The organism is Saccharopolyspora sp. NPDC002686 (assembly GCF_040295745.1).
GTDB lineage: Bacteria > Actinomycetota > Actinomycetes > Mycobacteriales > Pseudonocardiaceae > Saccharopolyspora > Saccharopolyspora oryzae.
The window spans coordinates 1-21,471 of the sequence record NZ_JBEOVY010000101.1 but is presented as its reverse complement, the minus strand read 5'-3'; the positions used below and the strand labels follow the sequence as shown (position 1 = coordinate 21,471).

Annotated in this window: 18 protein-coding genes; 9 read left to right on the top strand and 9 right to left on the bottom strand. The window is 69.8% G+C overall.

The features are described 5' to 3' along the window. Positions 1-876: MurR/RpiR family transcriptional regulator (locus ABTZ89_RS15860; RefSeq protein ID WP_351045058.1), on the bottom strand; the 876-nt coding region annotated here is incomplete at its 3' end. Between the two features lie 84 nt (positions 877-960). Between ABTZ89_RS15860 and solA the strand changes: the two genes are divergently transcribed. From solA to ABTZ89_RS15825, 7 genes are all read left to right on the top strand, one after another. Then, positions 961-2,103 carry an N-methyl-L-tryptophan oxidase gene (gene solA, locus ABTZ89_RS15855; RefSeq protein WP_351045055.1) on the top strand — a complete coding sequence of 381 codons (1,143 nt, stop codon included), beginning with the start codon at positions 961-963 and terminating at the stop codon, positions 2,101-2,103. Positions 2,104-2,220: 117 nt separating this feature from the next. Continuing rightward, positions 2,221-4,281 (top strand): hydantoinase/oxoprolinase family protein, encoded by a 2,061-nt coding sequence (locus tag ABTZ89_RS15850; protein ID WP_351045053.1) that lies wholly within the window; start codon positions 2,221-2,223, stop codon positions 4,279-4,281. Next, a complete protein-coding gene (locus ABTZ89_RS15845; protein ID WP_351045050.1) occupies positions 4,281-5,945 on the top strand; it encodes a hydantoinase B/oxoprolinase family protein in 1,665 nt (554 codons plus the stop codon). The genes ABTZ89_RS15850 and ABTZ89_RS15845 overlap by 1 nt, the downstream gene beginning before the upstream one ends. A 26-nt stretch (positions 5,946-5,971) precedes the next feature. Next, positions 5,972-7,207 (top strand): MFS transporter, encoded by a 1,236-nt coding sequence (locus tag ABTZ89_RS15840; RefSeq protein WP_270951971.1) that lies wholly within the window; start codon positions 5,972-5,974, stop codon positions 7,205-7,207. 81 nt (positions 7,208-7,288) lie between these two features. After that, positions 7,289-8,794 (top strand): alpha/beta hydrolase domain-containing protein, encoded by a 1,506-nt coding sequence (locus ABTZ89_RS15835; RefSeq protein WP_351045047.1) that lies wholly within the window; start codon positions 7,289-7,291, stop codon positions 8,792-8,794. Between the two features lie 82 nt (positions 8,795-8,876). Beyond that, on the top strand, positions 8,877-10,355 hold the full coding sequence (locus tag ABTZ89_RS15830) for a peptide MFS transporter (protein ID WP_351045044.1): 1,479 nt from the start codon (positions 8,877-8,879) through the stop codon (positions 10,353-10,355). Positions 10,356-10,384: 29 nt separating this feature from the next. Next, positions 10,385-11,482, top strand: coding sequence for an NAD(P)/FAD-dependent oxidoreductase (locus ABTZ89_RS15825; protein WP_351045041.1), 1,098 nt, complete (start codon positions 10,385-10,387; stop codon positions 11,480-11,482). A gap of 49 nt (positions 11,483-11,531) precedes the next feature. On the opposite strand, the gene ABTZ89_RS15820 is transcribed toward ABTZ89_RS15825, so the two are convergent. After that, positions 11,532-12,392, bottom strand: a complete 861-nt coding sequence (locus tag ABTZ89_RS15820) for an alpha/beta fold hydrolase (protein ID WP_351045038.1) — start codon at positions 12,390-12,392, stop codon at positions 11,532-11,534. 14 nt (positions 12,393-12,406) lie between these two features. Then, positions 12,407-12,814, bottom strand: coding sequence for a hypothetical protein (locus ABTZ89_RS15815; protein ID WP_270954165.1), 408 nt, complete (start codon positions 12,812-12,814; stop codon positions 12,407-12,409). A gap of 159 nt (positions 12,815-12,973) precedes the next feature. Here ABTZ89_RS15815 and ABTZ89_RS15810 point away from each other — a divergent pair, with 159 nt between their 5' ends. Beyond that, complete coding sequence (locus ABTZ89_RS15810) at positions 12,974-13,927, top strand: LysR family transcriptional regulator (protein ID WP_270954166.1); 954 nt, start codon at positions 12,974-12,976, stop codon at positions 13,925-13,927. Between the two features lie 78 nt (positions 13,928-14,005). On the opposite strand, the gene ABTZ89_RS15805 is transcribed toward ABTZ89_RS15810, so the two are convergent. The 5 genes from ABTZ89_RS15805 to ABTZ89_RS15785 form a co-directional block, all read right to left on the bottom strand. Then, positions 14,006-14,470, bottom strand: coding sequence for an NAD(P)/FAD-dependent oxidoreductase (locus tag ABTZ89_RS15805; protein ID WP_351045034.1), 465 nt, complete (start codon positions 14,468-14,470; stop codon positions 14,006-14,008). Positions 14,471-14,586: 116 nt separating this feature from the next. Continuing rightward, positions 14,587-15,738: an RNA-guided endonuclease InsQ/TnpB family protein gene (locus ABTZ89_RS15800; RefSeq protein ID WP_351045031.1), complete on the bottom strand. Its 1,152-nt coding sequence runs from the start codon at positions 15,736-15,738 to the stop codon at positions 14,587-14,589. Between the two features lie 502 nt (positions 15,739-16,240). After that, positions 16,241-16,765 (bottom strand): amino acid permease, encoded by a 525-nt coding sequence (locus ABTZ89_RS15795; protein WP_351045028.1) that lies wholly within the window; start codon positions 16,763-16,765, stop codon positions 16,241-16,243. Positions 16,766-17,043: 278 nt separating this feature from the next. Next, positions 17,044-18,375, bottom strand: coding sequence for an MFS transporter (locus ABTZ89_RS15790; RefSeq protein WP_351045025.1), 1,332 nt, complete (start codon positions 18,373-18,375; stop codon positions 17,044-17,046). 48 nt (positions 18,376-18,423) lie between these two features. Further along, positions 18,424-19,197 carry an SDR family oxidoreductase gene (locus ABTZ89_RS15785; RefSeq protein WP_351045022.1) on the bottom strand — a complete coding sequence of 258 codons (774 nt, stop codon included), beginning with the start codon at positions 19,195-19,197 and terminating at the stop codon, positions 18,424-18,426. 290 nt (positions 19,198-19,487) lie between these two features. Here ABTZ89_RS15785 and ABTZ89_RS15780 point away from each other — a divergent pair, with 290 nt between their 5' ends. Next, on the top strand, positions 19,488-20,666 hold the full coding sequence (locus ABTZ89_RS15780) for an alpha-hydroxy acid oxidase (protein WP_351045061.1): 1,179 nt from the start codon (positions 19,488-19,490) through the stop codon (positions 20,664-20,666). 51 nt (positions 20,667-20,717) lie between these two features. On the opposite strand, the gene ABTZ89_RS15775 is transcribed toward ABTZ89_RS15780, so the two are convergent. Beyond that, a partial coding sequence (locus ABTZ89_RS15775; protein ID WP_502949552.1) for an aldehyde dehydrogenase family protein occupies positions 20,718-21,471 on the bottom strand: 754 nt, incomplete at its 5' end.

Sequence of the window (21,471 nt, the reverse complement as noted above, 5' to 3'; positions counted from 1 at the left end):
GTGGCTGATGTCCAGGTTGGTACCGGCGATCTCGGTGCGCAGTTCGTTGAGCCGCTGGTACTGCTGCACCGCCGAGGTGCGCTCGGCGGCGGCGAGTTCTAGCACGAGGGCGTGCACGATGGTCAGCGGGGCGATGAGCTCGTTCGCCGCGCCCTCGGTGGAGTCGGGCAGCGGTAGCACGGTGCCGGCCCGGGTTTCGCGGGCCTCGTCGATGGCTTCGGTCAGCAGCACGCTGCGCGCGCCGATCCGGTGCGCGTGGTCGAGGACGATGCCAATCTCGCGGAACACCCGCAGCGGTGCGATGACGGCCACCGCGTGCCCGGGTTGCAGCCGCAGCAGGTCGTCGGCGAGGCGGAATCCGGTCGCGGTCCAGGAATCCGCCGGTTTCCCCGCGCGTCGCAGGGCCAGCGCCAGGTGGTCGGCGATGGCGGCGCTGGGGCCGATTCCGTAGGTCCAGATGTGCTCGGCCTCGTTGAGCGCTGCGACGGCGTGCGACCAGTCGGCGCTGTCGATGAGCGCGGGCACCTCGCCGAGGAGGGCCAGTCCGGCGTCGATCACGGGTTGCAGCACGCCGTGCTCGGGGTGCAGCCGCTGCACCCGGTGGTCGAGGACCTGCGCGGGGTCGCGGCGGCGGGCCAGGTGGTCGACGAGGCTGCGCTTGAGGTCGTTGAGCCCGTCGAAGCCGAGCTTGCGCGCCGTCCGGATGACCGTCGCATCGCTGGTGCCGGTGACTTCCCCGAGTTTGGCGGCCGAGGAGATCGCCGCCTCCTCGGGATGGCGTTGCAGGTAGTCGGCCACCGCTCGTTCGCCGCTCGCGAGCCCGCCCACCCGGTTTCGGATGCGCTGCCCCAGCGACTCGGTTCGCGAAGTGTTCACGTTGTCCATTGTGCCTCCACGAAGTGAATGCTACGTTCCTGGGCTAGTGGAGCCAAGGGTTCCCGACCTCCTGCGGAGACCGTGATGAAACCAGTTCAGCAGTCGAGCGTCGCAGTGATCGGAGTGGGCACGATGGGCAGCCAGCTGCTGCACCGGCTCGCCGCCGACGGCCTCGCGGTGACCGGCTTCGAGCAGTTCGGCATCGGCCACGAACGCGGTGCGGCCGGTGGTGAGACGCGCATCTTCCGCGTCGCGTACAAGGAGGGCGGTGATTACGTCCCGCTGCTGCGGGAAGCGCGCGCGGCGTGGCAGGAGCTCAGCGCCCGCGCGGGTGTCCCGCTCTTCGAGCCCTGCGGTGCGATGACCATCGGATCTGCCGAGGACGCCGACGTGCGCACCGTGGTCGACGTGACCGAGCAGTGGGGCCTCGACGTCGAGCGGCTCGACCACCGGGAAGCCGCTCGCCGGTTCCCGCAGCACCGCCTCTTCCCGGACGACGTCGTGCTGCTCGACCGCCAAGGCGGCCTGCTGCACCCGCAACGCGCGATCGCCGAAACGACCCTGCTCGCCGAGAAAGCCGGAGCGCAGCTGCACACCGGCACCACCGTCGAGGACGTCGTCGACCACGGCGACGGCGTCGCCGTGCGCTTCCGCCGCGGTGACGAGATCCAGGTCGAGGAGTTCGACCAGGCGGTCGTGTGCACCGGGCCGTGGATCACCCGGAGCGTGCCGATGCTCGCTCGCGACGTCGAGATCCGGCGCGCCGTGCTGTGCTGGTTCGAGACCGCCGAGGGCTGGGGACCCGCGCACTTCCCGGTGGGAATCCGGCGCAGCGGCGGGGAGAACACCTTCTCCTTCTTCCCGGACGTCGGCGGCGGGGTGAAGGTCAACCTGCACGTACCCAAGTCCACAGTGGACGACCCGGACCTGCTGGATCCGGAGGTGGCTCCGGACTACGTCGCCAGGGTGTCCGCGGCGGTGTCGAGCTGCCTGCGCGGACTGCCGTCGCGCCCCGCCGCGGTGCGGACCTTCATGGAGGGCTACACCGCGGACAACCACGGCATCATCGGCCGCGACCCGGACCGGCCGAACGTGCTGGTGATGGGCGGCTTCTCCGGTCACGGCTTCAAGCTGGCACCCGTGTTCGCCAGGGCGGCCGCGGAGCTGCTGCGCACCGGTCGCACCGACGTGCCGATCGACCACTTGTCGCTGTCCCGCCTCCGCTGAGCCGGACCGGCCCCTCCTCCTCGTTACCCGCGCAGCCCTGGGGCAGCGCGGCACCTCTTCTGCCGTCCCGGTCCGGGACGGCCACACCGCTCGCTCGAACGACCCTTGGGGAATGCCATGCTGCGCATCGGTATCGACGTCGGCGGCACGTTCACCGACGTGACCGCGCTGGACACGTCCACCGGCCTGTTCCACGTCCACAAGCTGCCGTCCACCACCGACGACCAGTCGATCGCCGTCGCCGACGGCGTCCGCGCGGTGCTGCGCCTGGCCGGTGCCGACCCGGCAGAAGTCGGCTACCTCGGCCACGGCACCACCGTGGCCACCAACACCGTGCTGGAATCCAACGGCGCCCGCACCGCCCTGGTCACCACCGCAGGTCTGCGCGACGTCGTGGAGATCGGCCGCCAGCAGCGCCCCGACCTCTACGACCTGGACGCCGACAAGGCGCCACCGCTGGTGCCGCGGTCCCAAGTGCACCCGGTGGTGGAGCGGATGTCGGCCGAGGGCAAGGTGCTCGAACCGCTCGACGCCGACGACCTCGCCGCCGTGATCGACCGAGTGCGCGCCGACGAACCCGAGGCGGTCGCGGTGTGCTTCTTGCACAGCTACCGCAACGCCCACCACGAGCTGGAGGTGGCGGAACGGCTGCGCGCGGCGCTGCCCTCGGTCTACGTGTGCGCCTCCGCCGAGATCGCACCGGTCTTCCGCGAGTTCGAGCGGTTCTCCACCACCGTGGTCAACGCCTACGTCGGCCCGCGGATCAACCGCTACATGTCGCGGCTGGCCGAGCGGATCCGGTCCACCGGCGTGCCGGTCGAACCCAAGGTGATCGGTTCCAGCGGCGGCATGATGTCGTTGGCATCGGTCGGCCGCTACCCGGTCACGACGCTGCTGTCCGGGCCGTCGGCCGGCGTGGTCGCCGCGTCGCAGGTGGCAGGCCAGGCGGGCTTCGGCGACCTGATCACCTTCGACATGGGCGGCACCAGCACCGACGTGTGCCTGGTGCGGGACGGTCGAGCGCTGGTGTCCGCGCAGCGGCGCATCAACGACCGCCCGGTGCGCACCCCGTCGCTGGACATCCACACCGTCGGTGCCGGCGGCGGCAGCATCGCCCGGGTCGACACCGGTGGGGCGCTGGAAGTCGGCCCCAGCAGCGCCGGATCCCAGCCCGGACCCGCCGCCTACGGCTGCGGCGGGGTCGAACCCACCGTCACCGACGCCAACGTCCTGCGCGGACGGCTGAACCCGGAGCACATCCTCGGTGGCGCGCTCGCCGTCGACCACCCGGCGGCGGCGCGGGCGGTGGACCGCATCGCCACCGCGATGGGCACCGACCGGGCAGCGGCGGCACGCGGCATCGGCCGGATCGCGGCGGTCAACATGGCCGGTGCGGTGCGCAAGGTCTCGGTGGAGGCCGGTGAGGATCCGCGCGACTACGTGCTGGTCGCCTTCGGCGGCGCCGGACCGCTGCACGCCGTCGAGGTCGCGCGCGAGGTCGGCATGAGCACCGTGCTCGTACCGCCGAACCCGGGAACGCTGTGCGCGCTCGGCCTGCTCGTCACCGACATCCGCACCGAGTTCGCCAAAGCGGTGCTGGCCGACGTCGCCGACAGCGACCTGGACAAGCTCAACGAAGCGCTGCACGAGGTGCACGGCGCCGCCGCGGACTGGCTCGCCGCCGAAGCACCCTCCGATGTGGACACGACGATCACCGGTGTGGCCAGGATGCGCTACGCCCGGCAGAACTTCGAGCTCTCCGTGGCCTTGCCGCAGCAGGTGATCGACGCGGCGAGGTTCGACGCCGCCGCGCTCGCCGAGCTCACCGCCGCCTTCCACGACCAGCACACCAAGAGCTACGGCTTCGCCCACCACGACGCCCGGGTGCAGATCGTGGAGGTGCAGCTGACCCCGGCGGCAGTGGTGGACAAACCCGAACTGCCCGCCGTCGAAGGGGGAACCGACCCCTCCGGCGCGCTGCTCGGGCACCGACCGGTGGACTTCGACGACACGGGCGAGCTCGAAACCCCCGTATACGACCGGTCGGGCCTGCGCGCGGGCACCGTGCTGCCCGGCCCCGCCATCGTCGAACAGCTCGACACCACCACGGTCATCCCCCCGTCGTCCACCGCGCGCGTCGACCGCTGCGGCAACCTGATCATCGAACTGGAGCAGTGATGAGCACTCCCGATCCGATCACCGTGCAGGTCATCGGCGCGTCCCTGGTGACCATCGCGGAGGAGATGGGCGCGGTGCTGCGCCGGGCCAGCTACTCGACGAACATCAAGGAGCGCTCGGACTGCTCCACCGCGCTGTTCGACGAGCACGGCAAGCTGGTCGCCCAGGCCGAGAACATGCCGATCCACATGGGATCGATGACCGGCCTGATCGACTCGCTGGAAGCCTCCGCGCTGACCGCGCAGCCCGGCGACGTGTTCATCACCAACGACCCCTACCACGGCGGCGGCACCCACCTGCCGGACATCACGATGGTCAAGCCGGTCTTCGACGGTGGTGAGCTCCTCGGCTACAGCGCCAACATCGCGCACCACTCCGACATCGGCGGCCGGGTGCCGGGCAGCAACGCGGGCGACTCGAACTCGCTGTTCCAGGAAGGCCTGCGGATCCCGCTGGTCAAGTTCGCCACCGACGCCGGGGTCGAGCAGGCACCGCTGGCGTTCGTCGAGCTCAACTCGCGACTGCCGCAGGAACGGCGCGGTGACATGCTCGCCCAGCTCGCCTCGGTGGAGGTGGGGGAGCGGCGGCTGCGCGAGGTGCACCAGCGCCACGGCCGCGAGACCGTCCGCGCTGCGACCGCGCACCTGCTGGAGCACTCCCGGAAACGGCTGTCGGCGGCGCTGCTCGAAGTCCCGGACGGCACCTACCGGTTCCGCGATCGCATGGACCCCAGCGACGGGCCCGCCACCGAGATCGTGGTGGCCATCACCATCGCGGGCGACCGGGTGTCGCTGGACTTCGACGGCACCGGACCGCAGAGCCCGGTCGGCATCAACGTGGTGCGCCCGGCGCTGGAAGCCACCGTCTACTACGCCTTGAAGGCGGTGCTGGACCCGGGGATCCCGCCCAACGGCGGGTTCTTCGACGCCGTCGGGATCAGCGCGCCGCACGGCAGCATCGTCAACCCGATCGAGCCCGCGCCGGTCACCGCCCGCACCGACACCTGCCAGCGGGTCGCCGACGTCGTGCTGGGCGCGCTGGCCGAGGCGGTACCGGAACGCGTGCCCGCGGCCAGCCACAGCACCGTCACGTACGTGACGTTCTCCGGGGAGCACGACGGCGAGTTCTTCGTCTACCCGGAGGTGGTTGCCGGTGGTGGCGGCGCCCGGACCGGCAAGGACGGCATGGACGCCGTGCAGGTTCACATCACCAACTCCTCGAACCTGCCGATCGAGGCGCTGGAGCAGGAGTACCCGCTGCTGGTCGACACCTACGAGCTGATTCCCGACTCCGGCGGCGCGGGCACCCACCGCGGCGGCCTCGGCGTCCGCCGGGACGTGCGGATCCGCTGCGACCACGCGGAGTTCTCCGCGCACGCCGACCGCCAGGCGTCCCGCCCGTGGGGCCTGCAGGGCGGTCAGGACGGCAGCCCCGGGCGGTTCGTCATCAACCCCGGCCGCGCCGATGAACGCCAACTGCCGGGCGGCCGGATCTCCGGGGTCCAGCTGCGGGAAGGCGACGTGCTCCGGGTGGAAAGCCCGGGCAGCGGCGGCTTCGGCGACCCCGCGCAGCGCTCGCCGGAGCAGGTGCGCGAGGACCTGCGCAACGGTCGCATCACCGAACGAGCAGCACGCGAGCACCACGGATTCACCTCGGCCGACTGACTCCTGGCACCGATTGGAGTGCAGGCATGACGACAGCACCGACCGTTTCCGCACCTCCGGACAGATCCCTGGTCCGCCGCGTGACCTGGGCGACCTGGTCGGGTTGGGGCCTGGACGGCTTCACCAACCAGATGTTCCCGCTGGCGCTCAGCGGCATCATCGCCACGCTCGGCCTGACCACCGCCCAGGGCGGTCTGGCCACCTCCAGCGCGCTCATCGCCTCGGCAGTGGGCGGCGTGGTCGGCGGACGCCTGGCCGACCGGTTCGGCCGGGTCCAGGTGCTGGTCCTGGTCATCGCCGCCTACGCCCTGTTCACCGGCCTGACCGCGACCGCGCAGAACTTCGAGCAGCTGCTGATCTGGCGCACCCTCGAAGGGTTCTTCTTCGGCGCCGAGTGGCCGGTGGGCGCAGCGCTGATGGCCGAGTACGCCGCGCCGGAGCGGCGGGGCCGAGCGCTGGCCTGGATCCAGTCGGCGTGGGCGGTCGGCTGGGGCGTGGCCAACCTCGCCTACGTGCTCAGCCACGCGTGGCTGCCCGAAACCCTCGCTTGGCGGGTGATGTTCGCCGTCGGCATCCTGCCGGCGGTGGTGGCCCTGCTGATCCGGCGGAACCTGCGCGATGTGCCGACGGTCCGGGTGCGGCGCGAACCGCGGCAGAAGGGCGCGTTCGGCGAGCTGTTCGCGCCGGGACTGCGCAAGTACACCGTGCTGGGCACCCTCTTCGGCGCCACCGGACTGGCCAGCACCTACGCCCTGCAGACCTGGATCCCCCTCTACTTGAAGGAAGAACGCGGCCTGAGCGTGAGCAGCACGGCGCTCTACATCTGGTTCATGATCGTCGGCAACTGGCTCGGCTACGTGCTCGGCGGGCACGTGCACGACCGGATCGGACGGCGCTGGGCGTTCACGCTCTTCTACCTGGGCACGGCGGTCTTCGGCTTCCTGTTCATGGCCGTCCCCGTCCAAGCGCTCTGGTACAACCTGCTGCTCGCAGCCGTGGTCGGGTTCTTCATCTCGGCCCAGGCATCGGGCAAGGGCGCGCTGTTCACCGAACTGTTCCCGGCACGGGTGCGCGGGACCGGGGCCGGGATCACCTACAACGTCGGCCGCGGCGTCGCGGCGTTCAGCCCGGCCCTGATCGGCTGGGCGTCGGACGGCATCGGTCTGGGCAGCGCCATCGTCGTGGTCCTGCTCGTCTGCACAGCGCTGACCGTCCTGTTCGTCTGGCTGCTCCCGGAGACCAGGGGCCGAGTGCTCGACTAGCTGATTTCGCCAGGTCGGAACAGGTCACCGACACCACCTGATCGGACAGAACTCGACACCCGCGGAAGAACTGAGGGTTCCATGAAGAGATTCCTTCCCAAGACCAAGCGCAGGTCGCTTCCCGTTGCGGTTCTGGGCACCCTGACCGCTGCCACGCTCCTGTCCACGATGGCCTCGGCCGCCGAGCCGCCCGCGGCTCCTGCGGCGGAGCAGGCACCGTCGACCACGGCTGGTGGAGCCCCGGCGGCGGCGCAAGTGCCGGCGCCGACCGTCACGGGGCCGATCCCGGCGGCGATGCCCCCCGGGACCGACCTCACGCACAACTACCCCCAGCTGGCCGCGGAACCCGGCTTCGACCTGTCCCGGCGCGGATACGTCGAGGAGGAGTACTTCTTCGGCGGGAACGCGACGCGCTACGACACACCGCCGATGGCCGACGGCGTCGCGTTGTCCACCGGGAACCCGTACCAGACCAGGATGATCGTCCGGCGCCCGGAGGACCCCGCGAAGTTCAACGGCACCGTGATCGTCGAATGGGTCAACGTGACCTCGGGCTACAACCTCGACGTGCACTGGCAGGAATCCCGCGACTACCTGACGCGCGAGGGCTACGCCTACGTGGGGGTGTCGGCGCAACGCGTCGGCGTGCAGGAACCGCCCTACGGCCTGACCGCGTGGAGCCCGGACCGCTACGGCGCGCTCGACGTCACCGCGGGTGGCACGATCACCGACGACTCGCTGTCCTACGACATCTTCTCCCAAGCCGGACAGGCCGTTCGGACGAACCCAGCCGTCCTCGGCGGACTTCGACCGGCCACCGTGCTGGCCGTCGGCCAGTCGCAGTCGGCGTCGCGGCTGGCGCTGTACTACAACTCGATCCAGCCGCTGGCCCAGGTGTACGACGGCTTCATGCTCTTCGTGGGCAGCGGCGGCCCGTTCCGGACCGACATCCCCGCGAAGCTGATGCGGATCAGCACCGAGACCGAGGCCGTCCTGAACCGGACGCCGATGCAGCCGGATTCCGGGGTTCTCCGGACGTGGGAGATCGCGGGCGCATCGCACGTCGACTACTGGTTCATGATGGACCGCATGCTGACCGCCGCGCGCGACGGCCTGAAGCCCTTCTCGTTCGCATGCGACCGGCAGCCGCTGAGCCACGTCGAGGTGAAGAGCGTGCTCAACGCCGGGTACCAGCACCTCGTCAACTGGGTTCGCCACGACCAGCAGCCACCCACCGCGCAACCGATCCGGACGACACCCACCCCGACCGGCAACGTGATCCCGCGCGATGAGAACGGACTCGCGTTCGGCGGCATCCGGCTGTCCGAAGTGGACGCGCCGACCGCGACCAACGACGGCGAGAACTCCGGGCAGGAGCTCTGCCGCCTGTACGGATCGCACCGGCCCTTCACCGCGGAGAAGCTCGCTTCGCTGTACCCGACCCACGACGCCTACGTGCGGGCGGTGCGCAGCGTGACGAACAGGAACCTCCAGCAGGGCTTCGTCCTCGCGCACGACGCCGGCGAGATCGTCCGCGACGCCGAAGCATCCCGCATCGGGACGCCGAACCCGCTTCCGGTCCCGTAACGACCACCCGAGATCGTCGGCCGTCCGGCACCGGACGGCCGGCGATCCCCTGCCGGTACGCGTCATCCACCGAGAGGCGGCCATGAGCGAACAGACGAAGGTTTCCCCTAGCGACAGAGGGTTCTTCGGCCACCCCCGCGGGCTGGCCACGTTGTTCTTCCTGGAGATGTGGGAGCGGTTCTCCTACTACGGGATGTCCGCGATCCTGCTGTACTACCTGTACGACCAGACCTCCGACGGCGGGCTCGGGCTGGAGAAGCAGACCTCCTCGGCGCTGGTGTCGATCTACGGCGCCCTGGTGTTCATGTCCGGCGTCCTCGGGGGCTGGGTGGCCGACCGGTTGCTGGGCATGCGCCGCGCGGTCCTGCTGGGCGGCGTCCTGATCATGTGCGGTCACATCGCGCTGGCGCTACCCGGCGGATTACCAGCGCTGCTGGTGTCGATGCTGCTGATCGTGGTCGGCACCGGACTGCTGAAGCCGAACGTGTCCAGCATGGTGGGGGAGCTGTACTCGCCGACCGACAACCGCCGCGATGCCGGGTTCTCCCTGTTCTACATGGGCATCAACCTGGGTGCCTTCATCGCGCCGTACCTGGTGGGCACGCTCGGGCAGCAGGTCGACTACCACCTCGGGTTCGTCCTCGCGGCCATCGGAATGGCGGCGGGGCTGGTGGTGTACGCACGGGGGCGGAGCCGGCTCGGGCAGTCCGGGGACGCGCCGACCAATCCGCTGCGGTCCGGTGAGCGGCGCCAGGTGGCGATGCGCGCAGCCGCGGGCACCGCCGTGCTGGTGGTGGTTCTCGTGGTGCTCGGCGTCGCCGGGGCTTTGACCGTCCAAGCGCTGATCAACGCCGTGACGGTCCTCGCGGTGGTGCTGCCGGTGGCGTACCTGATCATGATGCTGCGCAGCCCGCACACCGATGCCGTGGAGCGGTCCCGGTTGATCGCCTACATCCCGCTGTTCATCGGCGCGGTGTGCTACTGGGTGGTCAACCAGCAGTCCGGCTCGGTGCTGGCGCAGTTCGCCGACACCCGGACCGACCTGGAGATCTTCGGGTTCGCGGTGCCGTCCTCTTGGTTCCAGTCGCTGAACCCGATCGCCACGCTCCTGCTGGCCCCCACCTTCGCCTGGCTGTGGATCAAGCTGGGGGACCGGCAGCCCGCGACGCCGCGCAAGTTCGCCACCGGGCTGCTGCTCGGCGGGGCGTCGTTCGTGCTGATGGCCGGGCCCGGTCTGCTCCGCGGCGTGGATGCGCCGGCCAGTCCGTGGTGGCTCGTCGCGAGCTACTTCGTGGTGATCTGCGGATCGATGTGCCTGTCGCCGGTGGGGTTGTCGGCCACCACCAAGCTCGCCCCGCGTGCTTTCCTGGCGCAGATGATGAGCTTGTGGTTCCTGGCTTCCGCCGCGGCGCAGGGCATCAACGCCCAGCTGGTGCAGTTCTACCGCGCGGAGACCGAGGTCGGGTACTTCGCCGGGGTCGGGGCGGCGGTGATGGTGGCGGGAGTGGTCATGCACCTGATGACGCCGTGGGTTCAGCGGCGCATGGCCGGTGTGCGGTGAGAAGTCGGTCGAACCTGGAGGAGCGCGAGATGCGAGTGGTGGTCGTCGGCAGCGGCATCGTCGGTGCGGCAGCCGGTTACGAGTTGGCCAGGGCCGGGGTGGACGTGGTCCTGGTGGACTCCTCGAACCCGGGTCGTGCGACGTCCGCCGGTGCCGGGATCATCTGCCCCTGGTCGTCCAGAGTGGACGATCCCGAGTGGTACCGGTTCGCGATCGCCGGGGCGGAGTACTACCAGGAGCTGCTGGCGGCGTTGGAAGCCGACGGGGAGACCGAGCTCGGCTACCGCCGGGTCGGCTCGTTGCGGCTGGTCGCGGCGGACGAATCGGAGGAGGCGTTCCGGCTCGTGGCCGAGCGCGCCGCGAAGTCCCCGATGGCCGGCGAGGTGGAGCTGATCAGCGCGAGCCGTGCCCGCGAGCTCTTCCCGCCGCTCGAGCACGACGGCCCGGCGATCCACATCCCCGGCGCAGCGCGCCTGGACGGTCGGTCGGTCCGCGATGCGATGCGTCGCGCCGCAGCCCAGCACGGGGCTCGGCTCATCAACGGCACGGCCGCGATCGTCGCCGACAGCGCGGTCCGCGGGGTGCGGGTCGACGACGTGTTCGTCGAGGCGGATGCCGTGATCGCGGCATCCGGTGCTTGGTCGCCGCAGCTGCTGGAACCGATCGGCGTCCAGGTGCGGGTCGTGCCGCAGCGCGGGCAGATCACGCACCTGCGGCTGCCGGGCGTGGACACCGCGAACTGGCCGGTCGTGCTGCCGCGGTCGCGGCACTACCTCCTGGCCTTCGACGACTCGCGGGTCGTGGTCGGCGCGACCCGCGAGGACGACGCCGGCTTCGACCACCGGCTGACCGCCGCCGGGATGGCGGAGGTGCTCGGTGAAGCGCTGTCGGTGGCGCCAGGACTGGCCGGTGCCACCCACGTGGAGACCCGCATCGGGTTCCGCCCGATGGGACCCGACATCAGGCCGCTGCTCGGCGCGGTCCCGCAGGTCGCCGGTTTGGTCGTGGCCAACGGGCTGGGGGCGTCCGGTCTGACCATGGGCCCGTACGCGGGTTCGGTCGCGGCGCGGTTGGCCCGCCAGGTCGACCCGGGGATCGACCTGGCGCCCTACGACCCGCTGCGCTGAGAGTCGCGGGCATGCGGCCGGCGGGCGGTTCCCGCCGGCCGCACGTCCCTCACTTCGATGCGGACTTGGCTCCCTGCAAGACGTTGAGCGCTTCGAGCAGGTGCACGCGGAACCGCTCGTGGTTCTCGCTCATCGGGAAGTGACCGATCTCCGGCATCTCGATGAAGGTGCCGTTCTTGATCTGGGCGGCCGTCCGCGCGCTGTCGGCGGGCGTGGTGAGGTAGTCGTACTCGCCGGTGAGCATCACGACCGGGCACTGGTCGGTGTCGATCTCGCCGAGCTTGTCGCGCAGGTCGTGGTCGACGGAGTAGAAGTGCAGGTCGCCCTTGAACGCCTCGGATCCCTGGGAGTAGTAGAACCAGGTCTTCCAGCGATCGGACTCGGGCGACTGCGGAGCCATCAGGTCCCACGTGCCGCTGGCGCAGACCTGAGCGGCGTTGGCGTGCGGGTGCTGCCACCAGTCGAGGTAGAAGCCGGGGGAGCGGTCGGCGCCCTCGACCGCGAGCACGCCGGCGAAGCGGTCCGGCCGCCGCAGCGCCAGCTGCAGCGCGATGTTGCCGCCGAAGGACGAGCCCATGAACAGCGGGTCCTCGAGTTCGAGCGCGTCGCACAGCGCGATGATGAAGTTGGCGTAGTGGTCGGCGGTGAGCTTGTACTCCTCCTTCCACCACTCGACGTTCTCCGGCGGGTCGGACTTGCCGTGGCGGGGCAGGTCGTAGGCGATCACGCGGTAGTTCGCGGTGATCTCCTCGTCCTCCAGCAGACCGCGCCACTGGTGGTTGTGGCACCCGGCGGTGTGCTGGCAGACCAGCGGCTGCCCGGTGCCGTTCTCGAGGTAGTACACCTTGTACTCGAGGCCGTCCACCTCGAGGGTGACGTAGCGCCCGGTCACGGGCGAGATCTTGCTCATGCCGATGTCCTTCCTCAGACGGGGGCGCCGATGGTGCGCAGCAGTTCGATCTGCCGGGTGATGCAGCGGAGGTTCTGCATGAGGACGAGGACGTCGCCCTCCAGCTCCATGTCGCGCCGGAACGTCGCGGACCAGATGCCGTGGCACATCGGCGGCGGCACCGGCTGGCCGAAACCGCGCCACGTCTCGACCCCGGCGCGGATCGCGAACTGGTAGGGCACGTCCAACGGGCCGGGGTCGACCGCGACGTTCACGACGCGTCCGGATTCGACCTGCACGACGAACCGGTGCTCGACGGCGTCGAGCAGGTACGAGCAGGTGAAGTACTTGCCGTGGGCCTGGATCTCCGGATCGCCGTTGCTGGCGGAGGTGAACGCTTCGGCCCACGCCTCGGCCGACGGGGAGCGGGTAGCCGCTGTCATCTCGGCTCCTCTCTGCGCGGAACGGGTACGAGTGCCGCCGACGGGGCGGCACTCGTAGATACGACTACCCGCGTCGCCGCAGGTCCAATACCTGTTGGCCACCGTTCGATAGCCCAGAAGAATTGGTCGCCGGACCAGGCGCGCGCTTATCATCCGTGCGTGGCGGAACTACCGGAGCTTCGCGTGCTGCGCTATTTCGTCGCCGTCGCGGAGGAGCTGCACTTCGGGAGGGCGGCCGCACGCCTGCACATCAGCCAGCCGTCGCTGAGCGTGCAGATCCGCAAGCTGGAGCACTCCCTCGGTGCTCGCCTGCTGGAGCGCACCAGCCGCTACGTCGAGCTGACACCGGCTGGTCTGGTGCTGCTCGACGAGGCGCGCCGCCTCCTGGTCAGCGCCGAGCGGCTCGCGTTCGCCACCCGCGAGGCGGCCAACGGCCACCGGGGTTCGCTGATCGTCGGCTTCCAGAGCAACGCCGCCGCCGAGCTGACCCCGAAGATCCTCGCGGCGTTCCAGGCCCGCTACCCGAGCGTGCAGGTCGAGATGCGCTCGCACGACTTCAGCGACCCGTACGCGGGGTTGGGCAACGGAAGCGTCGACGTCGCCTTCGTCCGCCCGCCGGTGCTCGTGCAGAGCTGGCTGTCGGTGGAAACGCTGTTCGTCGAGCCGCGCGTGCTCGTCACGTCGAGCGAGTCGCCGCTCGCCGAGCGCGCGAAGGTGACCGTCGAGGACGTGGCGGATGAGCCGTTCGTCGGCCGCCGGGCTCCCGAGTACTGGCGGGACTTCTGGCTGGCCTCGGAGAGCCGCGGTCCGCACCCGGTCCGGCTGGGCGCTGAGGTCAGCAGCGTCGACGAGTGCTTCGAGGCCATCCTGTCCCGCCGCGGCGTCGCCTTCACCCAGGCCTCGACCCAGCGGTTCTACGGGCGTCCCGGCCTGTCGTTCGTTCCGGTGGACGGCCTGCCGCCGTCCCCGCTGGCCATCGCCTGGCGCAACGACATGGACGCCCAACCCGTCCACGACTTCGTCGAGACGGCCCGCCTGCTGGCCGGCCTGGACATCGTCCCCACGGCGTCCCGCGCAGGTACCGCTCAGCAGCCGGGCAGTCACGCGTCCTAGCCGGACAGCCCGCTGGTGGTCGTGAGTGCGAAAGCCGCCTCCAGCCGGTTCAAGCGCTCACGACCACTCAGCGACGGGTCAGTGCGGGCCGGTGGCGCCGTACTCGTGCTCGCCCCGGATCAGGGCTCCGGTGGTGAAGCGCTGGGCGGTGAAGGCGGCCAGCTCGGGGCGTTTCGGGGCACCGGTGAGGATCCAGCGGGCGAGCTCCGCGCCGATCGCCGGGGCCTTGCCGAATCCCGACCCGCTCCACCCCGCGGCCAGGTGCAGGCCCGGTACCTCGGACGGCCCGAGGACCGGGCGGCCGTCCGGGGTGATGTCCAGCGCGCAGGTCCGGCCGAGCCGGTACGGGGCCCGGGCCATCGCCGGGACCCGGCGGCCGAGCCTGGTCAGGCCTTCGGCGACGAAATCCGGGTCCGGCTCGCCGAAATCGGCGTCCGGGTCGTCCAGCCACTCCCGTTCCGGCGCGTGCCGGCCGACCAGCGTGCGGTGAACTACAGGGCGAACATCAGGACCGGGTTGATCAGGTTCCACCAGCTCACCCACTGGGTAAACGACTCGGCCTTGAAGGACCGCGTTTCTTTGGGGATTGCGGTCCGTGGGGCTTCGCTTGCGCTCCCGTCGCCACTGGCTGTGACGGTGCGGGTCGCATCGCCCACCAGCTAGCTGGTGGGTTGGGGCATGTTTACGAATACCCACGCCGAGCGTGCGCGGTCGCGCACGTTGACCCCGGCGACGACGTCGGCTGGTCCAGCGAGACCGCACCGACGACAACGAAAATCGTCCCGAGTGGGCCTGTTGGCCCGCTCGGTGTGACCGCACAGCGGGCAGTGCTGTGAGGTGTAGGCCGCGTCGACCTCGATCACCGGCACGCCCGCACGCTGTGCTTTGTAGGCGATGAACGAGCCGAGTTGGTGGAATGGCCATGAGGACTGTGTGGCCCGCTGGTCGCGTCGAACCGTGACCCGCTCGCGGATACCGCCGAGTTCTTCCAGGGCGATACCGCGTTCGGTGCGTTGGGCGACGGCCACAACATCTTTAGCGATCGTATGGTTCATATGCCCAGCGTGCCGCGCTTCTCGCTTGGCGCGCTTCTTAAGCAGCCTGGCTGCCGATCGGGTGCGCTTAGCTTGGATCTCCGCGCGTTTGCGCGCCTGCCACCTGCGGTAACGACCCAACCGGCGACCGGAATAGTTCACTGAGTCACTGGTTGTGGCCAGGTTGTTGATGCCCCGGTCGACCCCGATCCAGTCCACTGGCTCAAACTGCGGTTCCTCAGGAACCTCACAGGTAGCGATGAGAAACCACTTGCCGTCCCGGAACATCAGATCCGATTCACCCTTGCGGTGCTGCATCAGGGTTTTCAGATCGTTCGAGGCACAGCCGAACCGCACGTTCTTCATCCGGCCAGCAGTGGTCCAGATTGACACAGTGCGAGCATTGTAGTTCCACGACAAGCACCGGTCATCGAACGGCTGAGCCGAGACTGCCCGAAACGCGGTCGGCTTTGACTCGGCCCGAACACGACGCTTGGCACCTTTCCTGCCGAGGTTCCCAGCATCGATGTTCGCCTTCAGGATGGTGTAGGAGTCAGCGACCTTGCGAATGATGTGTAGTGCCGGTTGCGCCGAGAATCCCTCACTCTTCAACCAGCCGTAAGCGAGGCCCTGCAACGCCTTACGGTTGCGCTTTCCAGTCTTGAAAGCGCGCTGGGAAACCTCGTTCGCCGCTTGGTTGGCCGCGCGCAGGGTTGCATCTAGAGCCGACTCTTGCTCGGGAGTTGGCTGCAGCTTGACCTGCACAACGATCTTCACACAAGCACCATAGCGTCTTCTGTGTCGCCGCAGTGGATTCCAAACACCAACGGGTGTAGGGAAAATGAGCTCCGTGCACGGCCTGCATGCTCACCTGGTCTTCGTTACCAAGGACCGGCGTGGGGCGTTTCGCCGACTAGATCGTCGCGGGCTTCGAACAGAGCATGCGCGAGGTGTGCGCGAAACTGCGGGAGCGCAATCGCGACACGACCGCGTGCGTACCTCCTGCCGTAGGCCAAAATCTCCACAATGTTCGGCAGCCTCAAAGACGTATCCGCGAGCCACCTTTGCGAGGAGCGCGCAGACCACCTGCGCCGCGAGCACTCGTGGTGCCGAGCCGCGGTGCCGCATCCCGCGGCCATGCACCACTGGAGATCATCACGGGTTACAGCGGAACCAGACATGACCGGACTAAAACGAGCGGTCAGGCGCCTACGCCAGCCCACCAGGTAAGGGGGAACACGTTTCTCCCTGGCCTTAAAGGGGGAATTCCTGGGAGAACTCAGTTGAACTTGCAGAAGAACAGCACCATCACCACGACCGACACCACGCGGCCGGTCGCGGTCAGCGTGGAACCGTCCTCACCGCCCTGGGTGGTGAGCTCGATGCCGGTCCACGTCGCGACGTATCCGGCGGCGTACTGCACGACCGCCAGCGCCTCGATGGCCACCGTGGTCACGCCGCCCAGCAGCATCGACCAGCTCAGCAGGAAGCCGAGGTAGTTGCCGTGCGTCAGGTACGGGTAGCGCGCGACGCCGCCGCTGCGCGGGATCATCGACCCGGTCTCGGCGTAGTTCAAGGCGAGCACGGAGATCAGGATCGCGGTGATGACCCACGCCACGATCACCGCCGGGCCGGCGACGGCCCCGGCCGACAGCACCGCGAACAGCCAACCGGATCCGATGATCGAACCGATCGAGATGAACAGCAGTTGTTGGACGGACAGTTCGCGCCGGAGCTTCGAATCGCTGTCCTTGAAGTCGTGGATTTCGGCCATGGGTACCCCGAACTGGTCGCTGCTGCCCACCGGAAGATCGCTGGGCGTCCAGCAGTATGCGCCGCCGGGAATAACGTGGAAACCCATCGGGCACAGCGGTTTTCCACCCTGAGCGAAAGCCGTCCTGGCGGTGCGGGTGGTCCACTCCGGACTTTTCCGAAGTGCGGAAAGCCCGGCTGAATTCGCACCTGCACGACAAACCGCCCGAAGTTCGCGCGAACTCGGGCGGCTGTCGTGTGGACACTGTGGACGGATGGAGGGTGGCCGACCACGAGCGCGACGTGGTCGGTCCACGCTCGTGGTGCGCGTCAGCCCCGTTCGGAACGCAGGTCGCACCCCCGGGTCTCCCGCACGATCAGCGCGCTGACCAGTCCGATCAGCGCCGAGATCGCCCACAGCGCGGAGATCGGCCAGGACGCGCCGCCGGCGGCGCTGACGAGAGCGCCGGTCATGAGCGGCACGAACCCGGCCACGACGCCGCCGAGCTGGTAGCCGATCGAAGTGCCGGTGTAGCGGACGTTCGCGCTGAACAGTTCCGCGTACATCGCGGCGGTCGGTCCGTACATCCCCGCGTGGGACACGGCGAGCGCGAGCAGCATGGCCAGCCAGATGAACCCCGTCTGACCGGACTCCAGCAACCAGAAGAAGGGGAAGGCCAGCGCGACGGTGAACGCGGCGGCGGTCAGGAACACCGGACGGCGGCCGAGCTTGTCCGACAGCGAGCCGAAGTAGGGCACCGTCAGCGCCTCGACCACCGCCGCGACGAGCATCCCGGTCAGCAGCACGCTGCGCGGCAGACCGAGCTCGGTGGTGCCGTAGGACAGCACGAACACCGAGACGATGTAGAACGGCACACCGGCCGAGAGGTACAGGCCGACGGTCAGCGAGATCGCCTTCCAGTGGTGCCGGAACGCCTCGGCCGCCGGTAGCTTGCGCGTCCGCCCGGACTCCTTCGCCTGGACGAACGTCGGGCTCTCGGTGATCCGGGACCGGATGAACAAGCCCACCCCGATCAATGCGATGCTGAGCAGGAACGGGATCCGCCAGCCCCAGGAGCGCAGCGCTTCGTCGGGCAGCGGGGAGATCGCGGCGAACACCGTGCTCGAGAGCACGAGCCCCAGCGGAACCCCCATCTGCGGCAGGCTCCCGTAGAAGCCGCGCCGGTGGTCCGGTGCCGACTCCGCCACCATGGTCACCGCGCCGCCCCACTCGCCGCCGACGGCGAAGCCCTGCAGGAAGCGCAGCGTGACGAGCAGGATCGGCGCCCAGATCCCGATGGTGTGGTAGTTCGGCAGCAGGCCGACCAGCACCGTCGCCGCGCCCATCAGGAACAGCGTGAGCATGAGCGCCTTCTTGCGGCCCACGCGGTCCCCGAAGTGGCCGAAGATGACACCGCCGAGCGGTCGCGCGATGAAGCCGACCGCGAACGTCGCGAACGCCGCCAGCGTGCCGGCGGCGGGGGAGAACTCGGGGAAGAACTCCGTGCCGAAGACCAGCGCCGCGGCGAGACCGTAGATGTAGAAGTCGTACCACTCGATGGTCGTGCCGATCATGCCGGCGAGGCCGGCCCGGCGGGTGGCCGCCGGTGGTACCTCGTCACGTCTTTGCGCTGTTCCGGCAGCGAGGTGCGTGTCGTTCATGCGGGTGCACCGCTCTCGTCGTTGGGAGTCGGGGAGGGGGAGGCTGGATCAGAGGGTCGGCACCAGGCCGCCGTCGCACCGGAGCGCGGTGCCGGTGATGTAGGCGGCCGGTGCGCTGCACAGGAACGCCGCCGCGGCGCCGAACTCGTCGGGTTCGCCGTAGCGCCCGGCGGGGATCGCGGCCTGCGACGCGCTCTCCACCTCGCTCAGCGACCGGCCGGTGCGCTGCGCGGCGGCTTCGTCGATCTGCCGGGCGCGCGGAGTCGCGATGCGCCCGGGCAGCAGCGAGTTGATCGTCACGCCCTGGGCGGCGACCTCGGTGGCGAGGGTCTTGAGGTAGCCGGCGAGCGCGGCCCGGCCGAGGTTCGACAGCGAGAGGTTCGGCATGGGGGCCTCCACGCTCGTCGAGCTGATGCTCAGGATCCGGCCCCACCCCTTCTCGAGCATCGCGGGCAGGACGCTGCTCACCAGCAGTTGCTGGGGCTTGACCAGCGTGTCGATGGCCTGCTCGATCCCGGCGGTGTCGGTGTCGCGGGCCGGTCCCGGGGCGGGGCCGGGGCCGTTCAGGACGAGGATGTCGAGTTCTCCGACGGCCTCGCGGGCGGCGGTGATGAGTTGTTCCGCGCCGCCGTCGGCGACCAGGTCGCAGCCGATGCCGACGGCGTTGGGCAGGTTGCCCGCGACTTCCTTCGCCCGGTCGCTCGACCGGCCGGTGACCACGACGGTGGCGCCTTCTTCGGCCAGCGCCCGGGCGGTCGCCCGGCCCAGTCCGGACGTGGAGGCGCACACGAGGGCCGTCTTGCCCTGCAGACCCAGTTCCATTCCCACTTCTGTCTAAAATATCAGACACTGTCTGGCGAGTGAGTCAGATGGTGATGGATTCGAACGGGCACGTCAAGTCTTGACCGCCGTCGAAGGGCGGGGTGACAATCCGAATTCTCGGACTGCGTCCAATATTTCGTCACCACTTGCGAACGGCCCCGGTCGTCCGCGCATCGAGAGGCAGGACAGTGACCGCCACCCCGACCGAAGTTCCCGCGGCAGCCCCGAACCCGCTTCCGCCGCGGCCTCGCACCGCGCGACAGCGTCCCAAGTGGACAGAGCTCCGCGAGCTGCTCCGCCTGCGCAAGCCGACCCTCAACCCGGTGGAGCGCAGGCTCGGCGCCGCGCTGAGCATCGGCGACCTCCGGGCGGTGGCGGCGCGCACCACCCCGCGCGCGGTGTTCGACTACGTCGACGGCGCCGCCGACTCGGAGCTGACCGTCCGGCGGAACAGGGCGGCGTTCGCCTCGGTGGAACTCGTGCCGGAGTACCTGTCCCCGGTGGATGCCCCGGATCTGTCCGCGGAGGTCCTCGGCCGGGAGATCGCGATGCCGCTGATCTTCGCGCCGACCGGTTACACCCGGATGATGCACCACGAGGGCGAAGCGGCGGTGGCGCACGTCGCCGCCCGCCACGGGCTGCCCTACGCGCTGTCCACAGTGGGCACTTCGACCGTCGAGGACGTCGCCGCGGCAGCGCCCGGTGGGGAGCACTGGTTCCAGCTCTACTTGACCCGCAACGAGCGCCTCAACGAGGAACTGCTCGACCGCGCACTCGCGGCCGGGTTCACCACGGTGGTCCTCACCGTCGACACCCCGGTGGCGGCGAGGCGGCTGAAGGACACGCGCAACGGCCTCACCATTCCGCCTGCGCTGACCATGCGGACGTTGCTGGACATGGCCCGCTACCCGTCCTGGGCGCTGAACAAGCTGACCACCGCCCCGATCACGTTCGCCTCGCTGAGCAGCATCGCCAGCAGCGGCATCGATGCCGTCCGGGTCGCCGACGTCGCGTTCGAGCCGACGCTGAGCTACGAGGACCTGGCCTGGTTGCGCGCTCGCTGGCCGCACAAGCTGCTGGTGAAGGGAATCCTCAGCCCGGACAACGCCCGTCGCGCCGTCGATGCGGGCGCGGACGGCGTCATCGTGTCCAACCACGGCGGGCGGCAGCTCGACCGCACCCCGGCGACGCTGACCATGCTGCCCGAGATCCGGGCCGAGCTCGGCCCGGACCCCGCGGTGATCCTGGACAGCGGCGTCACCCACGGCCAGGACATCATCGCCGCGAAGGCGCTCGGCGCGGATGCGGTCATGATCGGCCGCGCCTACTTGTACGGCCTGATGGCGGGTGGCGAGCGCGGAGTGGAACGCGTCGTGGAGATCCTGCGCGAGGAGTACTCCCGTAGCCTCCAACTGCTCGGCCTGAACTCGACGGCAGCGATCGCCTCGCACCACGTTCGCCTGCCCTGAGCGGCACGAAACGGGGGCGCTACCGACGTGGTAGCGCCCCCGTGCTGGTTTTCAGGAGATGCGCTGGGGAATCCCCATCGGGTTCGCGTCGCGCAGTGCCGGCGGCAGGAGGTGCTGCGGCACGTTCTGGTACGCGACCGGGCGCAGGAACCGGTAGATGGCCTCGGTTCCGACCGACGTCGTGGCCGGTGCGGTGGTGGCGGGGTAGGGGCCACCGTGCTGCTGCGCGTAAGTGACCGAAACACCGGTCGGCCACTGGTTCCACAGCACGCGCCCGGCCTTGCCAGCCAGGAGCTCGATCAGCTCGCCGGCGATCTCGTCGTCGTCCTCGCCCTGGATCGTCGCGGTCAGCTGCCCGTCGACGACCTCGGCCACCTCGAGCAGTTCGCTCTCGTCGGTGTACTCGACGACCAGGGGCGCCGGCCCGAACACCTCCCGCAGGTAGGCCTCGGGGGAGCCCAGCAGCTCGGCCGAGGTCGTGCGCAGGACCGTGGGCGACGTGGGACCGCCGCTGGCCAGGACGTGCACGCCCGCGGTGTTCCGCAGCTCATCGAGGGCGCTGGCGTAGGAAGTCCGGACGCGGTCGTTGAGCAGCGTCAGCGGCTTGTCCGGGACGGCGCCGGGCAGCTGGTCGGCGAGCCCGGCGCCCGCGGGCACCAGCAGGATTCCGGGCTTCGTGCAGAACTGGCCCGCGCCGAGCGTGAACGACCCGACGAACTCCGAGACGATCGCCGGCCCGCGTCGTTCGGCGGCGCCCTTCGTGACGAATACCGGGTTGACGCTGCACAGCTCGCCGAAGAACGGG